Source organism: Pseudomonas gessardii, assembly GCF_001983165.1.
GTDB classification, from domain to species: domain Bacteria; phylum Pseudomonadota; class Gammaproteobacteria; order Pseudomonadales; family Pseudomonadaceae; genus Aquipseudomonas; species Aquipseudomonas gessardii.
On sequence record NZ_MNPU01000013.1, the window covers coordinates 38,811 to 58,351 of the forward strand.

Below are 19,541 nucleotides of genomic sequence, written 5' to 3' on the forward strand. Positions count from 1 at the left end.
GATGAAGTACCACACGCTGATTCGCCAGGCGCTGATCATTGATGGCAGTAACACACCGGGGTATATCGCCGACGTGGGGCTGCGCGACGGGCGGATCGAGACGATCGGCGACTTGTCGGCCGCCCAGGGCGAGCATGAAATCGAGGCCAGTGGCCGGGTACTGGCGCCGGGTTTTATCGACGTGCACACCCACGACGACACGGTGGTGATCCGCCAGCCGCAGATGTTGCCCAAGCTCAGCCAGGGCGTGACCACGGTGATCGTTGGCAACTGCGGCATCAGCGCCGCGCCGGTCAGCCTGCGCGGCGATCCGCCGGACCCGATGAACCTGCTGGGCAAGGCCGAGGCGTTTGCCTATCCGCGTTTTCTCGATTACCGCGCGGCGGTGGAAAACGCTCAGCCGGCCCTCAATGTTGCAGCATTGATTGGCCATACCGCTTTACGCAGCAACCATATGGACGACCTGCACCGCACCGCCACCGCCACCGAAATCGCGGCGATGCGCGAGCAATTGCAGGAAAGCCTTGAAGCGGGCGCCCTCGGCTTATCCACAGGCCTGGCCTACGCCAGCGCGTTCAACGCCGACACCGACGAAGTGCTGCAACTGAGTGAAGAACTGACGGCGTTCGGCGCGCTGTACACCACCCATCTGCGCAGTGAATTCGAGCCGGTGCTGGAGGCCATGGACGAGGCGTTCCTGATCGGCCGCCATGCCAGGGCTCCGGTGATCATCTCCCACCTCAAATGTGCCGGCGCGGGCAACTGGGGACGCAGCCCGCAACTGCTGGCGTCCCTGGAACAGGCGGCGAAGAACCATCCGGTGGGCTGCGATTGTTATCCCTATGCCGCCAGTTCCTCGACCCTGGACCTCAAGCAAGTCACCGATGCCTTTCGCATCACCATCACCTGGTCGACGCCGCACCCGCAAATGGGTGGGCGGGACTTGCAGGACATCGCCGCCGAGTGGGGCGTGTCCCTGATGGACGCTGCCCGCCGCCTGCAACCGGCGGGGGCGGTGTACTACGGTATGGATGAGGCCGATGTACAACGCATCCTCGCCCATCCGCTGTCGATGGTGGGCTCCGATGGCTTGCCGGAAGACCCGTTCCCCCATCCGCGCTTGTGGGGCGCTTTCCCACGGGTACTCGGACATTTCAGCCGCGACCTGGGACTTTTCCCGCTGCACACAGCTGTATACAAAATGACCGGCTTGTCGGCCGCGCGCTTTGGCCTGGCCGGGCGTGGCGAAATCCGCGAGGGGCACTGGGCCGACCTGGTGCTGTTCGACCCGTTGCGGGTAAGGGATGTGGCGGACTTCAAGGACCCGCAACGTGCCGCCGAGGGCATTGAAGGGGTGTGGGTCAATGGTGTGTTGAGCTACTGCGACGCTCGGGCGAACGGTCAGCGGGCAGGGCGTTTCCTGGCGCGTAGTGGTGATTTGCGGACGGGTTTTGTCCTACAGTGATTTGGCGCTATACGACGCCAGATGTGTCAGATTGTGGTCAATGATGGCTTACAAAAAACGGGTTGTGGGTGTGGGGGGGCTATCTAAAGATAGGCAGGACTTTTTACGGAGATCCTGTATGCACAATCAATATGATAGCGTCAGTCGTTTCGGTAACCCGTCCATCTTCACTGCCACTGCGACCGACGGAAAACGCACGGACGAGGCAGATTTGCCAGGCGACAATGGGCTGGAAACCTTTCCGTTCCCCCGCGATACGATCAAAGGCTGGATCCAGGAAAAAGTCTGGAACCTGACCCATCAATGGATCGATCCAGACAAGGTTTACCTGCATAAATTCTCATCCGCCAACAGCACGCACAACACCAGCGCGGTGACGGGCTGGGAGCATAGCGGGCCGCCCGAATCCTCCATGACCCTCACCGAGGCCGTCGCCAGCGATTTCTTTTCGGCAGAGCGCTATGGCACCGCCGGAAAGGCCCAGGCGGTCGCGCATTTCATTTCCTCGAACAAAAGCCCGTTCTCGTTGCTTGACAGTGAAAGTGTCCCGGACTTTTTCAAGCGCCTGGGCCTGTTCATTCTTGATCGGACCGGGCCTGGCTACATCTATTCAAAGTTTCATGAAGATGTACCCAATGCCAAGGAGGCCTGGCGTGATCTGGATTCGGTCTACGGCCTCTATCTGGATGGCCCGCAAAAGGGCAGCTATAACGCTGACAATCAATTGCGCCTGAAACCCAGCGAGTTGTTGGATGTGGTGCGCGAGGGTGACCTGCAGAAGAAGGTGATCGCCAAGCTGGACGACTTCTGGACCCAGAACGGCAGCGAGTGGCGCACATTGGCGAAAAAACAGTTTGTCATCGAGGCTCGCGCTGCCCGGGACCTCAACCAAAAGGATCCCAGCCAGGGCTTGAGCCCTCAGGCGTATGCCAGTGTCATGCAAGCGGCGGCGCCCAACGTGCCGCTCGAAGGGCCGGTGTCGAAGGCGCAATTGCAGGCAGAAGCCACGCCAGCCCAGGATACCAAGGTGCTGTGTTTTGATATCAATGGCTATAGCTCCAACAATATTTTGCGGTTTGTGGCCTCGGACGGCGGTGAAACCTTGTATATCCCCGGGAACACCCCCTCCCTGTTGTCGTTCAAGGACCGCGCGGCGGTGGATCAATGGGTGCTTGAGCAGAGCAAGGACCCGGCGAAGGCCACGGCGCTGGAGGAGCATTTTTCCCTGCGTGATCGTCAGCAGGGCATCTTCGGTGCCCTGAGTAGCAACGGGGTGGACAGCACCCTGAAAAAAATAAGCACCGGGAACATGGCGGCCAACGACAGCCATATCAACACCCTGAATTACCCTATCGGTGGCGACGTGTTTTCCTATATGGCCAGCCAGACCCGCCAGCGCATCAACAACGATGCAGACACCGAAATGAAGTCCAATGCCGAGGTATATAAAGACGATGCCTTGGGTATGTTGCAGGCGGGCAACGCCGTATTTTCGATTCCGATGGCCCTGCTCGGGCCGATTGGAATCGCGATTGGGGCGGCGTCGTATGGCGCGCAGGTGGGGTTGGAGATCGACCAGGCGGTCGAAGGCGATACCCAGGCCGAGCGCAAGAACGGCCTGCACGCCGCCGCGATGGACGTGGCGACCATGGCGTTCTTCCATGCCCTGGGCAAGTCAGGGGCATCTACCGGCGAGGCACCTTTTGAAACGGCCCCGCAGCCAGCGGCGGGTGAGGCCGCAAGCGCATCCGGCAATAAACCCTTTTTCAATTACCGACGGGTGAACGGGAAAATCGGGGTCGTGATGAGCCCGACCGCTCCCCCCCGTTTGCCAGAGCCGCAGGGGGGGAAACTGAATCCGCTATGGGATCCGTCCATGGAGATTTACTTGCAGCCGGGCGCCAAGCGGCCCCCGGTGCAGCCCAGCTATGAGATCGTGGAATCACCCAACCCCAAAAGGCCAAGGCTTGATGAGTCGGAAGGTGAACTGTCGGAGGATGAGCAGTCGCCGCCTTCCGTGGCTTCGGATGCCACGTCATCCGGGGATTACGAGCCTTATGAGGATAATGTCATCAAGACCAACCCCTTCAAGGACCGTGTCACCCTGCCTGCCGGTGGTTATTTCAACAGTCGGGGCATGATCGAGCGCACTGACCTGCCCAAGCTGTACCGCGTCGAAAAGGCAGAGCGCGTGGAGCGCCGGGGGAATCCGGAAAATATTGGTTTCAGGGATTCCAATTTCTTTTCCGGTCCCGAAAAAATGATGGACGGCAATGTGGTGGTGGCCTCCCGCTCCAAGGCGGCGGCCATGCACTTTGGCGATACGGAGTTCGGCGGCGATTATAATCTGTACGAAATCGATAGCCGCGGCATTCCTGCTGTGTCCTTCAATGAAAATATCGAGGCCAACCCCCAGTTCGTCGAAGCCCGTCAGTGCGTGGCGCCAGGCACCCTTGAGCGTCTGCGCAAGGAGGGCCGTCTGGATGAGTTTGCGGCAAATTCCTACAAATTCGATGAAGTACATCTGTCCAATGATGACCTGTCGAACGCGCGGATTACCAAGATTCCCCATTCTTGAGTGCAAAACTGCCAAGCGCTTGGGGTAGGGTGGTGCATTGACAGGACGTTTTCTGGAGTTGGAGAGTCTTATGCAGTTAGGAACAGTCACGCCCATCCTGCGGATTTTCGACGAGACCAAGGCGCTGGAATTCTACGTCGATTTCCTGGGGTTCAAGGTCGATTGGCAGCACCGGTTCGAGGCGGATTTCCCGTTGTACCTGCAAGTGTCCCTGGGCGAGTGCGTGCTGCATTTATCCGAGCACCATGGCGACGCCTCGCCAGGCGCGGCGGTACGGATTCAGGCGCCGGGGGTGGATGCGTTCCAGCAGCAATTGCAGGCCAAGAATTATCGCTTCGCCAAGCCTGGAGTCGAGGAAACACCCTGGGGCTCACGGGAGATGAGCATCAAGGACCCGTTTGGTAATCGGCTGGTGTTTGTCGAGGAGGGCGAAGGCTGATCGACAAATCGCAGGCAATAAAAAACCGCCTTGGTAGGGCGGTTTTTTATTGCAATCCCAGTTAGTGGCTGGGGTTGCGGCCTCAAGAGACGCAATCGACCTGCCGGGAAATACTAACGTTGGTCATATCGGTTTGCAAGGTTCAACGATGATTGGCCCCGATCGTTTCTAAAGCTTTTTTCGCATCAAATCAGGCTGCAAAAAACTGCAATAAATCACCTATCAAATACTGGATGTTTGACCACTGTTGGTCACACCTTGGGCCGAAGTTTTGGTTAGGATCTTCCCCGTTCTGCGTTTGTCGTTTTTGGGGGCGTCGGGCACGCACGCGAATTCCGGACCGGCCGCCACGGGCTAGTAATCCGTGCCGGATTCATGCGGAAGGACCATTAGCCCGGCCACCTCAAGAGACGTAACCGACCTGCGTCCAAAGGCTCACGTGTTCCGGTAAGTGTGCTGGAGGTAAGGCCCAACTTTTGGAGGGCTGAGTATGTCCAAGTTTGCACGACGTACGTGGGACCTCGTCGTGAATTGCCTGCGTGTCTATCACGTCTGGAAATTCCTGCGAGACAGCTTCGATGACCGTTAAGGCCTGAGAAGCGGAGCCGCCCCGGTTTCGGCCGGGGCGGCTTTTTGCTGTTTGCTTGGAATTGCGAAGAAGGCGAGGTTGGATCGACAAATCGCAGGCAATAAAAAACCGCCTTGGTGGGCGGTTTTTTATTGCAATCCCAGTTAGTAGCTAGGGTTGCTATCTCAAAAGGAGCAATCGACTCGCAGGGATATTAGCGCTGTTCATATCGGTCTGCAAGATTGAGCGATGATCGTCTCTGAAGGTTTTCTCGCGTCAAATCTGGCTGCAAAAGGCTGCAATAAATCTACCGTCAAATACTGGATGTTTGACCACTGTTGGTCACACCTTTGGCCGAGATGTTGGTTAGGATCTTCCCCGTTCTACGTTTGTCGCTTTTGAGTGAGTCGGGTACGCGGGCGAATTCCGGACCGGCCGCCACGGGCTAGTAATCCGTGCCGGATTCATGCGCAAGGACCATTAGCCCGGCCACCTCAATAGACGTAACCGACCTGCGTCCAAAGGCTCACGTGTTCCGGTAAGTGTGCTGGAGGTAAGGCCCAACTCTAGGAGGGCTGAGTATGTCCAAGTTTGCACGACGTACGTGGGACCTCGTCGTGAATTGCCTGCGTGTCTATCACGTCTGGAAATTCCTGCGAGACAGCTTCGATGACCGTTAAGGCCTGAGAAGCGGAGCCGCCCCGGTTTCGGCCGGGGCGGCTTTTGTTCAGACCCGGAAATGGCTGACCATCTGCTGCAACTGGCTGCCCAGCCGCGCCAGTTCGACACTGGACTTGGCGGTCTCGTCGCTGGCTGTGGCCGTCTGCTCCGAGACATCACGCACATTGACGATGCTGCGGCTGATTTCTTCGGCCACGGCGCTTTGCTGTTCGGCAGCGGCGGCGATCTGTTGGTTCATCGACTGGATGTTCGACACTGTGCGGGTGATGTTCTCCAGGGAGACGCCGGCCTTGCGGGTCAGTTCGACGCTGCTGTCGGTCAGGCTGCGGCTGTTGTTCATCACAGTGGCCACCTGCTGGGTACCGTCCTGCAAGCCGGCAACCAGGCCTTCGATTTCCTCGGTGGATTTCTGCGTGCGCTGGGCCAGGCCACGCACCTCATCGGCGACCACGGCAAACCCGCGCCCGGCTTCACCGGCGCGTGCGGCTTCGATGGCGGCGTTGAGCGCCAGCAGGTTGGTTTGTTCGGCCACGGCCTTGATCACGTCCATCACGCTGCCGATCTTGTTGCTCTCTTGTTGCAGGTGCGCCATGGCGTCGGTAGAGCGCGCCACTTCGTCGGCCAGACGTTCGATCTGGGCGATGGCTTCGGCCACCACCTTGTCGCCCTCGCGGGCCTGGCCATCGGCGGCCGATGCGGCCTGGGAGGCCTGTTCGGCGTTACGCGCCACTTCCTGCACAGTGGCCGTCATCTCATGCATGGCGGTGGCCACTTGATCGGTCTCGATCTTCTGGCTGTTGACCCCGGCGCTGGTCTGTTCGGTCACGGCCGACAGCTCTTCGGCGGCGCTGGCGATCTGCGTGACGCCGTCGCGGATACCGGTAATCAGCTCGCGCAAGGTGCTGCCCATGCGCTGGATGCCTTGTTGCAGCACGCCCAGTTCATCGTGGCGGGTCACCTGGATGTTGTGGCTCAGGTCGCCGGAGGCGATACGCTCGACCACGGCCAGGGTTTCCTGCAGGGGGCGGGTGATCTGCCGGGTGATGACCAGCGCGGCGATAATGCCCACCAACAACGCCAGCACCGTGCTGATCAGTTGCAGGCTGCGGGCCCGGACGCTTTCGGCGTCGCGACGTTGCAGCTGGATGTCATACAGCGCTTCGCTGCGTGACACGATATCGGCGCCCTGCACGGTCATTTCCTGGCGGGCGAGGACGATATTGGCGTTGGCCGTTTTATACACCTGCAGTGCATTGCGGTAGGCGCCCAGGGCGTTTTCCAGGGCGGTCAGCTCGGTTTGCTGGGACTCGCCGAACACGTTCTTCAAGCCTTTGAGGCCATTGATCGCCGATTCGATTTGCGCCGCCGCACGGGCCTCGGTGTCCGGGTTGACGTTGCCGGTGTAGCCGCGCACTTCATAGCGGGCCACCTGGAACTCTTCCTTGGCATGGTTGACCGCTTCGTACTGGGCGAAGCGCTCACTGCTTTCAGGCATCTGGCGCACGCTGTGGTCCAGGGCCGCAATCACCAGGCCGGCGGCGTCGGCGCGCTCGCCCATGGTCTGGCGTGCCGCGTTGCCGTTACGGTAGGCCTCGCGCATTTTGTTCAATGACTGCTGGTAAGCGGTGATGATGGCTTTCTGTTCGTTGAGCAGCTTGAGGTTTTCCGGGCTCTTGAAGCTGTTGATCAACTGTTGCTGCTGCGCAGCAAAACTGTCGAGGGTGGCCTGGACATTCTCTGCCACGGTTTCGTCGCCATTGGCGAGCATGTATTGCAGGCGCACGATCCGCAGTTTGGTCAGCGAAGCATTGAGCTGGGTGATATCGCTCATCCAGTTGCTGCGGTCGATCAGGCCGCCGAGGCTGGTCCAGCCAGTGAGCGCAAGGATCGAGGTGAGCACCAGGACCAGGCCGAAGCCCAGGCCCAGTTTCAAGTTGACGCTGATGTTGCCAAACCATGTATTCATCGAATTCCTCCAGGAACAGATTGCGTGTACATCAGTTGCTGGAAGATCGCCCAGCCGATGGAGAGTCAGGGGGTATCGGCAGGCAGGGCGAGAGCTGAAACGGTTTTTTAATCAAGGCAGGCTTCGTGGATGAGTGGTTGCTTTCAACCGCTGGCCGCCCAGTGGCGAGCGTGCAAGCCCGCTCGCCACTGGGCGGTGGGGGTCAGCTTGTGGGCAGGATGCTCAGGACCAGGCACGACGCCGCCTCCCGGCTCATGTGCAGACGATTGTGTGCCATGCGCGGGTGCCTGGCCTGGCCCTCGGCTTCGCCGCTGTTGGGGTTGACGTCGAAGCGTGGGAAGTTGCTACTGGATATGTCCAGACGCAGGCGATGGCCCTGCTTGAACAGGTTGCAGGTGGCAAAGGGCTCAATAGTCACCTTCACCCGCTGGCCGGGCGTCAGTGGTGTGGGCTGCTCCCAAGCGTCGCGATAACGGCAGCGGCGGATGCCATCGGTGATGTTCATCGCAAAGCCTTCCGGGTAGGCGGCGCTCGGTGGGTAGACGTCCACCAGCTTGGCGGTGAAATCGGTATCCGGTGCGTCGCTGTCGATCCACAACTCGATCTGCACCGCCCCGGCGACAATCAGGTCGGCCGCCAGGGGCGCGGTCTGGAAACTCAGCACATCGTCACGCTCGCACAAGGGCCGATTGTCACCACGGCTGCCAAAAAAATCTGCGCGTTCGCGCTGGTCGAAGGCCCCGCCGACAAAGATCGGCGCGCCGGACGTCAAGGCCCCGCCCACGGTCGGCACCGGGTTGGCCGGGTCGGCGTAGTAACCCAAGACGGCCTCGTCAGCGCTGGGTGCAACCTCGGTCAATTGCCGTTGCTTATCCAGGTACAAGGTCAGCGCCTGGGTGCCGGGCAGTGGCCAGTGCTCGGCCTGCAACCAGCGCCCGCCATGTTGCAGGCGCCCCTTTTCATCCGGCAAGCCGCTGCCGCCGCCCATCAGGAACACCTTCACCTGGGCCTGCGGTGGCGGCATCCCGGGCTTGAGGGATTGCTCGAACCAGTGCAGGCGGCAACTCAACCAATCCTCGGCCACCTGGCCGTCAAACGCGGCCTGGGCGCCGAACTCCACATCGCCGCTATGGCTGATATTGCGGTCACCGTGCAACCACGGCCCCATGATCAACTGTTGCGGTGCGCGGCTGGCCTGGTTAAAGGCCGCGTAGTTGGCCAGGGTCGAACTGACATAAGCGTCGTACCAACTGGACATGAACAACACGGGAATATCCGGCAAGCGCCCGTAATGCCCTTCGGCATAAATCCCGGGTTTTTGCCAGTAGGGGCCGAAGGTGCCCTGGGCCCACTGCTCCAGCAGATAGGCTTCGTACTCGGGCACATGGCGCAATGGCGACTGACCCGCCTGCCAGGGCATACGGCGGAACCATGCGTGCAGATCTTCCGCTTCCAGCGCCTGGCGCACCTGCGGGTCGGCCAGGGCGGCCGGGCTTTCCTTGGCCTGGCGAAACGCCCAGGTGGCCTGCTTGAGTTCAAACGCGCCGCCCTGGCGAATCCCGCACTGGTAGGCGTTGGCGAAGCCGCCGCTGTCGAGCACCATGCTGCTCAGGCCCGGCGGATGCAGGCAGGCCATCGCCAGTTGGGTATGGGCCGCGTAAGACAGGCCCATGCTGCCGATCCTGCCATTGCACCACGGCTGGCGGACGATCCAGGCCAGGGTGTCGAAACCGTCTTCACCCTCGGCGGTGTACTTGGTGAACAGCCCTTCGGAGGCGTAGCGCCCGCGGCAATCCTGGAAAATCGCGACAAACCCCCGGGCGGTAAAACGCGCCGCCATTTGCTCGCGGGAGATGTGCTGGCCGTCGAGCTGTTTTTCCGAGCGCGACGGTTTGCACTTGTCATAGGGCGTCCGTTCGATCACCACCGGAAACGGTCCTGCGCCGTCCGGCAGGTAGATATCGGTGGCCAGGTGGATGCCATCGCGCATGGCGATCATCTGGTTGCGCAGGGTTTGCATAGGTAAAACACTCATCGACTCAATATCCGGTGTGCACGGCAATCGCCAACAGCACCATCGCCAGCACCGCATAGATCAGGAACAGCGGCAGGATATAGCGCGCCCACTGGCCCCAGCCGACGTTGGCGGTGGCCAGCAGCACCAGCAGGCCGCTGGAGGTCGGGGTGATCATGTTGGTCAGGCCGTTGCCCATCAAAAAGGCAAACACGGTGGTTTGCGGGCTGACCCCGGACAACTGGCCCAGCGGCCCGAAGATCGGCATGGTCACCGCAGCCTGGCCGGAGGTGGACGGGATCAGCACGTCCAGCCCCAGTTGCGCGAAGAACATGCCATAGGCCGAGACCACCGGCCCGTGGTCGCCCACCAGGTTGGCCAGGCTGTTGACGATGGTGTCCAAAACCTGGCCCGTGCTGAGGATGATTTCCACGGCGGTCGCCAGGCCGATCAAGACGCCGGCGATCAGGACCTTTTTCATGCCATCGACAAACGCGCTGGCGGCGGTGCTGGCGGCCAGCCCGGCGATCACGGCGAAAGCCACGGTCAGCAGCAGGTAGAACGCCGACAGCTCATGGTATTTCCAGCCCCAGCGGTTGGAGGCATACACCAAAAAACCGATCCCGCCGCCCAGCACCAGCAGGTTCAGCAGGTGGCGAATCGGCAGGGGCTTGCTTTCAAAGGCGATCTGCGCTCTGGCATCAAAGCCGTGCCTGCGAATGCTCCACAACACAAACGCGATGCCCACCAGCAGGAAGGTGCAATAGGCCGCGACGCGCATGCTCAAGCCGCTGAAGATTGGCAGGCCGACCATCGGTTGGGCCACGGACAAGGCCACCGGGTTGGAGATGGACGCCAGGTAGCCGATCTTCACCGAGATGGTGACGATGGCCAGGCCAATCAGGTTCGACAGCCCCAGGCGATTGGCCATGGCCACCATCAACGGCACGATCAGGATGAATTCCTTGGCCAACCCCATAAAGGTACTGCCGGCGGAAAACACCAGCATCAGGCTCGGCACCAGCACGTAGATATTGCCGCGCGTCAGGCCCAGCAGGCGCTCCAGCCCGGCGTCGATGACCCCGGCCTTGTTCAGCACGCCGAACATGCCGCCGATGAACAGCACCATGAAAATCAGCGCCGCACGCTTTTCGATGCCCTGGGGAATGGCCATGAAGCCTTCCACCAACGATACCGGGCGGGCCACGGTGTCGCCGGCCTTGCGCGGTTCCAGGGAGAACAGCTGGCTGAGGGCGTCCTGTTTTTCCAGCACCTGATACGAGCCTGGCACCACCAGGCCATTGTGGCGCTGGAACTTGCCGGCGTTCACTGCATAGGTGAACGCCACGGCGAGCAGGACGATGCTCAGCAGAATAATCGCCGGGTTGATTTGCTTGCGTTGCACGGGTTTGTCTGCGGCCGCCTCGGTGGGCGGCGGGGTACGGAGGATCTGCGGTTCGGTCATGCTGGCGGCCCCGGCGCGACCCCGTCTGGGCGGGGTGTGTGCGCTGTTATTGTTGTGGGTAGTGACGCTTGGTTGGGCGGACACTAGGGCAAAGCGCGCAGGCCCACAACGTTATGCGTGGGGCGGGTTGGGGTATGCGTTTTACGCAGTCGGTGTGGGGTTATGGGGTTTTTTCGATGAGATTCAGCCGCTGCTTGAGGTGCTCGGCAAAGGCCGTTACCAACTGCGAGCGTGGTTCATCGGCCCGAAACGCCAGGCCAAATGTATAGGGCAGCGCCGGGCGAAACGGCCGGCTGACAATCGGCAGGTGCATGAAGTGGCTGGCCAGCAAGCCATTGACGATCGACACCCCCAGGCCTTCGGCGACAAAGCTGCAGGCGGCGCCCACCGAGTGCACTTCGACCCGCACCTGGGGTGTCAGGTTGGCGGCGCGAAACATCTGGTTCAGCTCGGTACGCACCGCCCGTTGCCGGCCCAACATCACCAGGGGCACATCGCGCAGATGCTGCACCTCGATGAACGCGTGACGGCTCAATGGGTGGTCGGCCGGCATCACGCACACGCCTTCGGTGTGCAGCACCGGCTCGATATCGAAGTCGGGAATCTCGGTGGGCAGGCGCACAAAACCCAGGTCGGCTGCGCGGTCCAGCACGGCGCGCTCGATCATGTCGTAGGAGCCGGTCAGCAACTCGACCACGATGTCTTCATGGTCCTTGAGAAAGTCCGCAACAATACGCGGCAACAATTGCTGGGTCATGCTGGTGGGCACGCCGACCTTGAGCAGGCTCTTGCGCGAGCGGCCGACGCGCATCTCATCCGCCAGGCGCTGGATACGCTGCATGCCGTCCACCAGGCCGGCGACTTCGGTGAGCAATTCCTCGGCCTCTGGCGTGGCCATCAAACGACCCTTTTTGCGCAGGAACAGGGCAAATCCCAGGGCGTCCTCCAACTGGCTCAACAGGCGGCTGACCGCAGACTGCGACAGGCCCATGCGCGTGGCCGCGCCGATGGTCGAGCCGGTGGACATGATCGCCTTGAAGGCTTCGAGTTGCTTGAGGTTCACCGTGGGTTTCCTGTCGAAGGGCGGCTTTGCGCATAGCGTCATGCGCTTCTCGCATAACGTTGTGGGGCGTTCGGCAAGCCGTTAGTGTCCGCCCCAATGTGACCTGGCGTCCAGCCTGGCACACGGCGCAACTGCCCATAAAAATCGACAATACGGCATTGAGGAAACAGGTATGCGTGAGCGTTTCACGAGGGGCGGCGCGGTCACCGCCGGCTTGCTGGCGAGTCTGTCGCCATCGCTGATGGCCCAGGGGTTCTGGGAGGATTCCCAGGGCAAGCTGACCCTGCGCAATTACTATTTCAACGACGGTTATCGCGACGGTGGCGAGGACCGCAAGGAGTGGGCGCAAGGCTTTCTGCTCAACCTGCAGTCAGGCTACACCGCAGGCACCGTAGGCTTTGGCCTGGATGCCCTGGGGCTGTCGGGGATCAAGCTCGATTCCAGCCGCACCCATGCGGGCACCGGCCTGTTGCCGGTCCACGACGATGGGCGCGCCGCCAATGAGTTTTCCAGCCTTGGCGTGACCGCAAAAATGCGCATCGGCGCGGCCGTGGTGAAAACCGGCACCCTGTTGCCCAAGATCCCGGTGCTGGTGCACAACGACGGGCGCCTGCTGCCCCAGACATTTCGCGGCACCCAGATCGAATACAGCGGCATCCGCAACCTGTACCTGCACAGCGGGCACCTGGATCAATTCAAGCAGCGCAACTCCACCGACAGTGTGGATATTTATCCACAGGGCTACAGCGGCAGAAAGGGCAGCGACTTTGATTTTGCCGGCGCCACCTATGCCTTCACGCCTACGCTCAGTGGCACTTGGTACTACGGGGAAATGCGCGAATTCTATCGCCAGCAATTCCTCGGCCTGGTGCATAAACAGCCGTTGGGCCCGGGCAGCCTGACCAGTGACTTGCGCTACTTCATCAGCAATGAAGCCGGCGAGGCGCGCAACGGCAAGGTCGACAGCGACATGTTCAGCGGCCTGTTCACCTATCGCCTGGGGCCGCAGGCACTGGGCGTGGGCTACCAGAAAGTCAGCGGCGACACCGCGCTGCCCTATGCCAGCGTGTCGACGGTGTACTCGTTCAGCAACGCTGGGGTCGGCAAGTTTATCCAGGCTGGTGAGCAAACCTGGATGCTGCGCTATGACTATGACTTCGCCGCCGTGCTGCCGGGCCTGAGCTTCATGACCCGTTACTACAAGGGCCAGAACGGCGACTTCAAGGGCCGCGAAGCGCGCGAGTGGGAGTCCGACACCCACCTGCGCTACGTGATCCAGGACAGTACCCTCAAAGGCCTGGGCGTGGAATTGCGCAAGGCCACCTACCGTTCCACCTATGCCAGTGACCGCGATAACTACCGGGTCTACCTGACGTACGACCTGGCGCTCTGGTAGGCCTTACTGTTCGACAAAGTAGTAGGGGCGGCTGCCCACGGTGATTTTCTGGAGGGGGGTGACCGGGGTCGGCAGTTCTTCGATGCGGTCCAGCAGCGCCACGTTGCCCGGCTTGGCATCGAGATAGGTGCGCAGTTGCGCTGGCGATTGCAGGATCGGCAGGTTGCGCATGGTGTAGAACACCGTGGCGCCGGCCACGCGCTCATTGGGTTGGTAGAGCACCACCGTGTGGCCTTGGGCTTGCAGTGCCTGGACCTGGTTGGTCAGGGGCACGAAGGATTCACGGCGGTCGGCCTTGGGGGCATACCAGATCGCGGCGCCCAGGTAGCAGGCGATCACCAGGGTAAACACGCCGGCAATCAGGCGGCGGCGCAGGCGTTCGCTCAGGCGCCCGAGCAGGACGGCTCCATACTCGGTGGCCAGGACGGCCGCCGCCGGTGTCAGCGACATCAGGTAGACCGTGCGCTTGCTCGACGCGAAGGTCAGCAGGGTAAATTGCGCCACCAGCCACAGGCTGAAAAACAGCAGGTAACGATTGCTCGCCAGGCGTTTGCGAAAGTGCCACAGGCCCAGGTACACCAGGATATTCCACGGCAGGAAGGCTTCGGGCAATTTGGCCAGGTAGTAGTAGATCGGCTCGTAATGCCCGGCCTCGACGAAGGAACCGCTGAAGCGTCCGACGCTGTTGGTCCATAACACCTCACCGACCGCCTGCATCCCACCCCGTTGATACAGAAACCCCAGCCAGATAAATAGCGGCACCAGCGCCAGTAGAGTGAACATGCCCGGGCGCAGCCATTGGCCAGGCCGCACACGCTTGTCCAACAGGCTGGTGCCGGCCAGGTAGGCAAAAATCACAATGCCCGGCATCGCCAGGCCCAGCACGCCTTTGCTCAAGGTGGCGATTGCCATCCCGGCGCTAAACAACAGCCAGCTGCCCATGTTGGAGGTGTGTTGCGCCTCGGGCCGGGTGGCCTGGTAGAACGCCAGCAGCGCCAGGGTCACGCCGAGGCTGAGCAACGCATCCTCGCCCACGCCGCGCACATTGCTCCAGTAACTGGCCATGGTCGCCAGCATTAACGCCGCACAAAACGCCAGGGGCTTGGGCCGCCCGAACCGACGCAGCATGGCGTACAGCAGCATCACACTGAACAACCCGGCAAACGCCGAGGCCAGGCGTACCGCGCCGGTGCTGGTGCCAAACAGGCGAATCGCCCCGGCATCCAGCCACAGGCTCAGGGGTGGTTTTTCCAGGAACGGCTCACCGAACAGGCGCGGCACCACCCAGTCATTGTCCAGGTGCATGGCCATGGCAATCCCCGCCACTCGGGCTTCGGTGGAGCCTTGTAACGCGTGATTGCCCAGGGCCACGAAGAACAGCAGACCGGCAAGCAGCAGCAACAGCGGGGCAGGGCGTGTCATAAGGTGAGTTACCGGATGCTAGGGGCAGCGTTGGAGTATACGAAGGCAATCCTTAACGAATTGTGAACGTAGTTCCCGTTGCGGATTGGCCTGCCAGGTGGTCTGGAAGTGGTCGGTTCGCCGCCGCCTTGGAAACCTACCATTGCCGGGTCCCGATCCACCCCGGAACGGGCTTCCCGATAGGAGAACGCGATGAGTAACGATCCACAGGCAATCGTGGTCAGGGCAGTGCAACCTGAAGACTATGAGCAATGGCTGCAACTGTGGCTGGCCTACCAGGACTTTTATCAAGTCAGCCTGGATGAGACCACCACCCGCACCGCCTTCAGCCGCTTGCTCGATGCCGATGAAGCCATGGCCTGTGCCGTGGCGGTGCAGGGCGATGAGTTGGTGGGGCTGGTGCATGCGCTGTTGCATCGTTCGACCTGGGCGGTCGCCGACTTCTGCTACCTCGAAGACCTGTACGTGGCCCCCACGGTGCGCGGCGGCGGCACCGGCAAACTGCTGATCGAATGGGTCCAGCGCTATGCGCAATACCACGGCTGCGCACGGTTGTACTGGCATACCCAGCAGAGCAATAAGCGCGCGCAGAAACTCTACAACTGGATCGCCGAGGACTCGGGCTGCATCGAATATCGCATGGCCCTGTAGCGCCCGCCCACAACGCTCGCCGATATTGGTCGTGGACATATCGGCGGCATCGCACAAAGATGCATGGTTTTTACCCTCTTGGCCAAGTCAATGACCCACAACCTTGAACTGGACACGCTGAAGATCCGTCTGGCAGACCCCAAGCTGGCCACCCTGGATTTGCGGGTCCGGGTGCAGCGCGTGCTGCGCCAGTTGATCCTCGAGGGCATCCTCGCGCCCGGCAGCCGCTTGCCCGCCACGCGCACGCTGGGCAAGTCACTGGGCATCTCCCGGGATACCGTGGAAATGGCCTACGTCCAACTGCAATTGGACGGTTACCTGTGTCGGCGCGAAGGCTCGGGCAGTTTCGTCTCCGAGAAAATCGGGCCGAGCCTGCTGGGGGCGCGCAAGCGCCAGCCAGTGATGGCGAACCAGGCGGCGGCACTGAGTGCCAGGGGCGCGCAGATCCTCGCCAGCGGCGGCGTTACCGACCAGCAGGTGGTCAAGGCATTTGCCACGGGGTTGCCGGAAACGCGCACTTTTCCCGTGGGCATCTGGGAGCGCCTGCACCGCCAGGCCTTGAAGGATTATCGCCCGAACCTGCTGTTGCACGGCGACCCGCAAGGCGCCGAACCCCTGCGCCAGGCCATCGCCGATTACCTGAACCTGGAACGCGGTGCGCGGGTCACGCCGGATCAGGTGCTGGTGCTGTCCAGTACGCGCCAGGCCCTGTATTTGTGCGCGCAGGTGCTGGTGGATGAAGGCCAGCCGATCCTGATGGAAGACCCGGGTTACTTCGGCGCCCGCAAGGCGTTTGAAATGGCCCAGCTCAAGGTGGTGCCGGTGGCAGTGGACGCCAAGGGCCTGTGTATCGACGCCTTGCGCGCCGACCGCAGCGGCGCCAACGCCGTGTATGTCACACCGTCCCATCAATACCCCAGCGGCGCGACCCTGGCGCTGGAGCGGCGCCTGGACCTGATCGCCTGGGCCGCGCAGCGCCAAGGCTGGATCATCGAGGACGACTACGACAGCCAGTTTCACTACGAAGGCCTGCCGACCGCCTGTGTGCAGGGCCTGGACAACTACCAGCGCACGTTGTACCTCGGCACCTTCAGCAAGTCCCTGTACCCCGGCTTGCGCATGGGCTTTATGGTGCTGCCCCGGGAGTTGGTCAAGCCCATGACTTACGCCCGCAGCATCCTCGACGGCCACACCCCGCAAATCACCCAGTTGACCCTGGCGCGCTTTATGAGCGATGGGCATTTCGGCAGCCATCTACGCGCCATGCGCAAAATCTACGGCGAGCGACGTGACGCCATGGCCGAGGCGGTCGGGCGCCACTTGAGCCATGTGGTCACCGCCAGCTTGCCGCCCGGGGGCTTGCAGTTGCCTTGTGTGCTGCATGAGGGATGGTCGGAGCTGGAGACGATTCGCCAGGCGGCGCGGGTCGGTATCCAACTGCCAGGTCTCACGCGGCTCTATGCCCAACCACCGGCAAGGGGCGGTTGGCTGCTGGGGTTCTCGGCACTGACACCCAGTGAAATCGACAGCGCCAGCCGACAGTTGGCCAAGGCCCTCAAGGGTGGTCTGGTGCAAGGTGGGGAAGTGGACTGAAAGGACGGTCCGGTGCTTGTTAGCCTTTGCGGCCTCAACCAAAGGAATGCGCCATGAACCGACCCGCCTCACGCCTGCGCCTCGCCGACTACCTGTCCCCCAGCATCAGCGCGCTGATTTCCGTCATCGTCAATTACGCCGGCACCTTTGTCCTGGTGTTCCAGGCCGCGCACCTGGCGCAACTGAGCGCGGCGCAAACCGCGTCCTGGGTCTGGTCGGTGAGTATCGGCGTGGGCGTGACCGGCGCGTGGTTGAGCTACCGCCACCGCGAGCCGATCATCACGGCGTGGTCGACGCCGGGGGTGGCCTTTCTGGCGACGGTCATGCCGTTTACACCGTATGCCGAGGTGATCGGCGCCTATGTGATGTGCGCCATCGGTTTTATCGTGCTGGGCCTGAGCGGTGCGTTTGAGCGCTTGGTGCGGTTGATCCCCGGTGGCATTGCGGCGGGTTTGCTGGCGGGGATTCTCCTGCAATTTGGCGTGGCGGCGTTTGGTGGGGCCAGCGCGGACCCGCTGCTGGTGATTGCCCTGGTGGTGTCCTACGCGGTGCTGCGCCGTTTCACTTCACGGTATGCGATGGTCGGGATTCTGTTGATTGGCCTGGGCTTGCTGCTCGCCCAACAGCGGCTGGACCTGCACAGCCTGCAGCTGCAACTGGCCGCCCCTGTGTTTGAAATGCCGCATTTTTCCATCGCGGCGTTTTTTGGCGTGGCCTTGCCGCTGTTCGTGATCACCCTGACCGGGCAATACATCCCCGGCATGCTGGTGCTGCGCAACGACGGGTTCAAGACCAGCGCGAACCCGATCATCACCGTCACCGGCCTGGGTTCTCTGCTAATGGCGCCGTTCGGGGCCCATGCGTTCAATATCGCGGCGATCACAGCGGCGATCTGCACCGGGCGCGATACCCATCAGGATCCGTCCAAACGCTATATCGCCGGGTTGGTGTGTGGGGCGTTGTATATCCTGGTCGGGGTATTTGGCGTGACGCTGGCGACCTTGTTCATGGTCCTGCCCCGCGCGTTTATCACCACCCTGGCGGGCCTGGCGCTGCTTGGGGCCATTGGTTCAAGCCTGGCCAATGCCATGGCCGATACACGTACCCGGGAAACCGCGCTGATCACCTTTTTGGCGACGGCGGCCAATGTCACGTTGCTGGGCATTGGCGGCGCGTTCTGGGGGCTGGTGGCGGGGTTGTTGGTGCATGGGGTGATTCACGGTGGGCGCAGGACCGTGGGCAGTGTGACGTGAGCTCATCAGGCGGGTCGTTGGGATGAAAGGGCTTGCTCGGTCAGCCAGTCGATCAGCGCCTTGAGCCGTCTGGGCAGGGTTTCGTGGGCGGGGTGGACCAGGTAGTAACCGTAATTGACCGCCTCGCTGAACCCGCCGAACGGCAGCACCAACTCGCCATCCTGCACGCGCTTGCGCACCAGTTGCTCGCGGCCGATGGCTACGCCCGCGTGGTTGATTGCCGCGAGGGTGCTCAAGTCGGAGCGGTCAAAGGTCATGAAGCGGTTTGGCAGCTCGCTGTGGTCGCCCACCGCATCCAGCCATAAACGCCATTCTGCATCGAATGCAATGTTGTCCCACGCCGCCACATCGTGCAGCACCGTGCAGTGCGCCAGGCGTTCCGGGTGCCCGATCAAGCCATGGGCCTGGGCATATTGAGGGCTGCATACCGGGGCCATCCGCTCGGGCATCAGGCGGATACTTTCCAGGCCCGGATGCTCGCCATTGGAGTAGCACAGCACCAGGTCAATACGGCGGGTGCGATAGTCGATCGGTTCGTTGCCGACCCGCACATCCAGTTGAATCCCGGGGTAGCGGGCGGTGAAATCGGCCAGCCTGGGCACCAGCCAGCATTGCGCGACGGAAGGCCTGGCGTAGAAGCACAGCTGGCCTTCGATCTGCGTATCGGAACGCTCCTGCACAGCCTCGGACAGGGTGTCCATGGTGTGCTGCATGACCTTGAAAATCCGCTCGCCGTCATCGGTCAGGTCGACCTTGCGCGGCAAGCGATGGAACAGCTTGAGCGACAGTTCTTCTTCCAGGCGCGCTATGCGGTGGCTGACCGCACTGGCGGTCAGGCACAGCTCGTCAGCGGCGCGGGCGAAGCTGAGGTGGCGGGCGGCGACCAGGAACGTATGCAGGTTGGACAGGTGGGCGCCGTTGAGCTTGGGCGCTTTGCTCAGGCCAGGTGCTGCCATGTGGGTATCCCTCTTCGCGTCAACCGCCGGC

General features: G+C 61.9%; 13 protein-coding genes and 1 pseudogene. 7 read left to right on the plus strand and 7 right to left on the minus strand.

The features are described 5' to 3' along the window. Nucleotide 1 precedes the first annotated feature (1 nt). From BLL38_RS11515 to BLL38_RS11525, 3 genes are all read left to right on the plus strand, one after another. Entirely contained in the window at nucleotides 2-1,465 is a 1,464-nt protein-coding gene (locus tag BLL38_RS11515) for an N-acyl-D-amino-acid deacylase family protein (protein ID WP_076962697.1), read from the plus strand. A 43-nt stretch (nucleotides 1,466-1,508) separates the two neighbouring features. Next, nucleotides 1,509-4,043, plus strand: coding sequence for a dermonecrotic toxin domain-containing protein (locus BLL38_RS11520; protein WP_139201311.1), 2,535 nt, complete (start codon nucleotides 1,509-1,511; stop codon nucleotides 4,041-4,043). Between the two features lie 70 nt (nucleotides 4,044-4,113). Beyond that, nucleotides 4,114-4,482, plus strand: a complete 369-nt coding sequence (locus BLL38_RS11525) for a glyoxalase superfamily protein (protein WP_076962699.1) — start codon at nucleotides 4,114-4,116, stop codon at nucleotides 4,480-4,482. A gap of 1,295 nt (nucleotides 4,483-5,777) precedes the next feature. Here BLL38_RS11525 and BLL38_RS31880 read toward each other — a convergent pair. From BLL38_RS31880 to BLL38_RS11545, 5 genes and pseudogenes are all read right to left on the minus strand, one after another. Further along, on the minus strand, nucleotides 5,778-6,641 hold the full coding sequence (locus BLL38_RS31880; RefSeq protein ID WP_415640223.1) for a methyl-accepting chemotaxis protein: 864 nt from the start codon (nucleotides 6,639-6,641) through the stop codon (nucleotides 5,778-5,780). Further along, a pseudogene (locus tag BLL38_RS31885) lies at nucleotides 6,633-7,697 on the minus strand (methyl-accepting chemotaxis protein); the annotation flags it as partial. The pseudogene BLL38_RS31885 and the gene BLL38_RS31880, both read right to left, overlap by 9 nt. Nucleotides 7,698-7,899: 202 nt before the next feature. Continuing rightward, entirely contained in the window at nucleotides 7,900-9,717 is a 1,818-nt protein-coding gene (locus BLL38_RS11535; RefSeq protein ID WP_076962701.1) for a CocE/NonD family hydrolase, read from the minus strand. A 19-nt stretch (nucleotides 9,718-9,736) separates the two neighbouring features. Further along, nucleotides 9,737-11,176 (minus strand): YfcC family protein, encoded by a 1,440-nt coding sequence (locus tag BLL38_RS11540; protein WP_076962702.1) that lies wholly within the window; start codon nucleotides 11,174-11,176, stop codon nucleotides 9,737-9,739. Between the two features lie 160 nt (nucleotides 11,177-11,336). Further along, nucleotides 11,337-12,239 carry a LysR family transcriptional regulator gene (locus BLL38_RS11545; RefSeq protein WP_076962703.1) on the minus strand — a complete coding sequence of 301 codons (903 nt, stop codon included), beginning with the start codon at nucleotides 12,237-12,239 and terminating at the stop codon, nucleotides 11,337-11,339. A gap of 172 nt (nucleotides 12,240-12,411) precedes the next feature. On the opposite strand from BLL38_RS11545, the gene BLL38_RS11550 reads away from it, so the two are divergent. Beyond that, the gene (locus tag BLL38_RS11550) at nucleotides 12,412-13,635 is read left to right on the plus strand and encodes an OprD family porin (RefSeq protein WP_076962704.1); all 1,224 of its coding nucleotides are present in this window, start codon (nucleotides 12,412-12,414) and stop codon (nucleotides 13,633-13,635) included. A 3-nt stretch (nucleotides 13,636-13,638) separates the two neighbouring features. Here BLL38_RS11550 and BLL38_RS11555 read toward each other — a convergent pair whose 3' ends face one another. After that, on the minus strand, nucleotides 13,639-15,057 hold the full coding sequence (locus BLL38_RS11555; RefSeq protein WP_076962705.1) for an ArnT family glycosyltransferase: 1,419 nt from the start codon (nucleotides 15,055-15,057) through the stop codon (nucleotides 13,639-13,641). Nucleotides 15,058-15,249: 192 nt separating this feature from the next. On the opposite strand from BLL38_RS11555, the gene BLL38_RS11560 reads away from it, so the two are divergent. From BLL38_RS11560 to BLL38_RS11570, 3 genes are all read left to right on the plus strand, one after another. Then, complete coding sequence (locus tag BLL38_RS11560) at nucleotides 15,250-15,708, plus strand: GNAT family N-acetyltransferase (RefSeq protein WP_076962706.1); 459 nt, start codon at nucleotides 15,250-15,252, stop codon at nucleotides 15,706-15,708. Nucleotides 15,709-15,798: 90 nt separating this feature from the next. Next, nucleotides 15,799-17,301: a MocR-like pyridoxine biosynthesis transcription factor PdxR gene (gene pdxR / locus BLL38_RS11565; protein WP_076962707.1), complete on the plus strand. Its 1,503-nt coding sequence runs from the start codon at nucleotides 15,799-15,801 to the stop codon at nucleotides 17,299-17,301. A gap of 53 nt (nucleotides 17,302-17,354) precedes the next feature. After that, the gene (locus BLL38_RS11570) at nucleotides 17,355-18,554 is read left to right on the plus strand and encodes a benzoate/H(+) symporter BenE family transporter (RefSeq protein ID WP_076962708.1); all 1,200 of its coding nucleotides are present in this window, start codon (nucleotides 17,355-17,357) and stop codon (nucleotides 18,552-18,554) included. 5 nt (nucleotides 18,555-18,559) lie between these two features. Here the strand turns inward: BLL38_RS11570 and dsdC are convergent, their stop codons facing one another. Beyond that, a complete protein-coding gene (gene dsdC, locus BLL38_RS11575) occupies nucleotides 18,560-19,510 on the minus strand; it encodes a DNA-binding transcriptional regulator DsdC (protein ID WP_076962709.1) in 951 nt (316 codons plus the stop codon). Between the last annotated feature and the right edge of the window lie 31 nt (nucleotides 19,511-19,541).

Bases quoted from the DNA above. Each gene is read 5' to 3' on its own strand.
- BLL38_RS11550 (WP_076962704.1), top strand. From the start codon at position 12,412: ATGCGTGAGCGTTTCACGAGGGGCGGCGCGGTCACCGCCGGCTTGCTG.
- BLL38_RS11520 (WP_139201311.1), top strand. From the start codon at position 1,509: ATGGCTTACAAAAAACGGGTTGTGGGTGTGGGGGGGCTATCTAAAGAT.
- BLL38_RS11535 (WP_076962701.1), bottom strand. From the start codon at position 9,717: ATGCAAACCCTGCGCAACCAGATGATCGCCATGCGCGATGGCATCCAC.
- BLL38_RS11540 (WP_076962702.1), bottom strand. From the start codon at position 11,176: ATGACCGAACCGCAGATCCTCCGTACCCCGCCGCCCACCGAGGCGGCC.
- BLL38_RS31880 (WP_415640223.1), bottom strand. From the start codon at position 6,641: ATGGGCAGCACCTTGCGCGAGCTGATTACCGGTATCCGCGACGGCGTC.
- BLL38_RS11525 (WP_076962699.1), top strand. From the start codon at position 4,114: ATGCAGTTAGGAACAGTCACGCCCATCCTGCGGATTTTCGACGAGACC.
- BLL38_RS11560 (WP_076962706.1), top strand. From the start codon at position 15,250: ATGAGTAACGATCCACAGGCAATCGTGGTCAGGGCAGTGCAACCTGAA.
- BLL38_RS11515 (WP_076962697.1), top strand. From the start codon at position 2: ATGAAGTACCACACGCTGATTCGCCAGGCGCTGATCATTGATGGCAGT.
- dsdC (WP_076962709.1), bottom strand. From the start codon at position 19,510: ATGGCAGCACCTGGCCTGAGCAAAGCGCCCAAGCTCAACGGCGCCCAC.
- pdxR (WP_076962707.1), top strand. From the start codon at position 15,799: ATGACCCACAACCTTGAACTGGACACGCTGAAGATCCGTCTGGCAGAC.
- BLL38_RS11555 (WP_076962705.1), bottom strand. From the start codon at position 15,057: ATGACACGCCCTGCCCCGCTGTTGCTGCTGCTTGCCGGTCTGCTGTTC.
- BLL38_RS11570 (WP_076962708.1), top strand. From the start codon at position 17,355: ATGAACCGACCCGCCTCACGCCTGCGCCTCGCCGACTACCTGTCCCCC.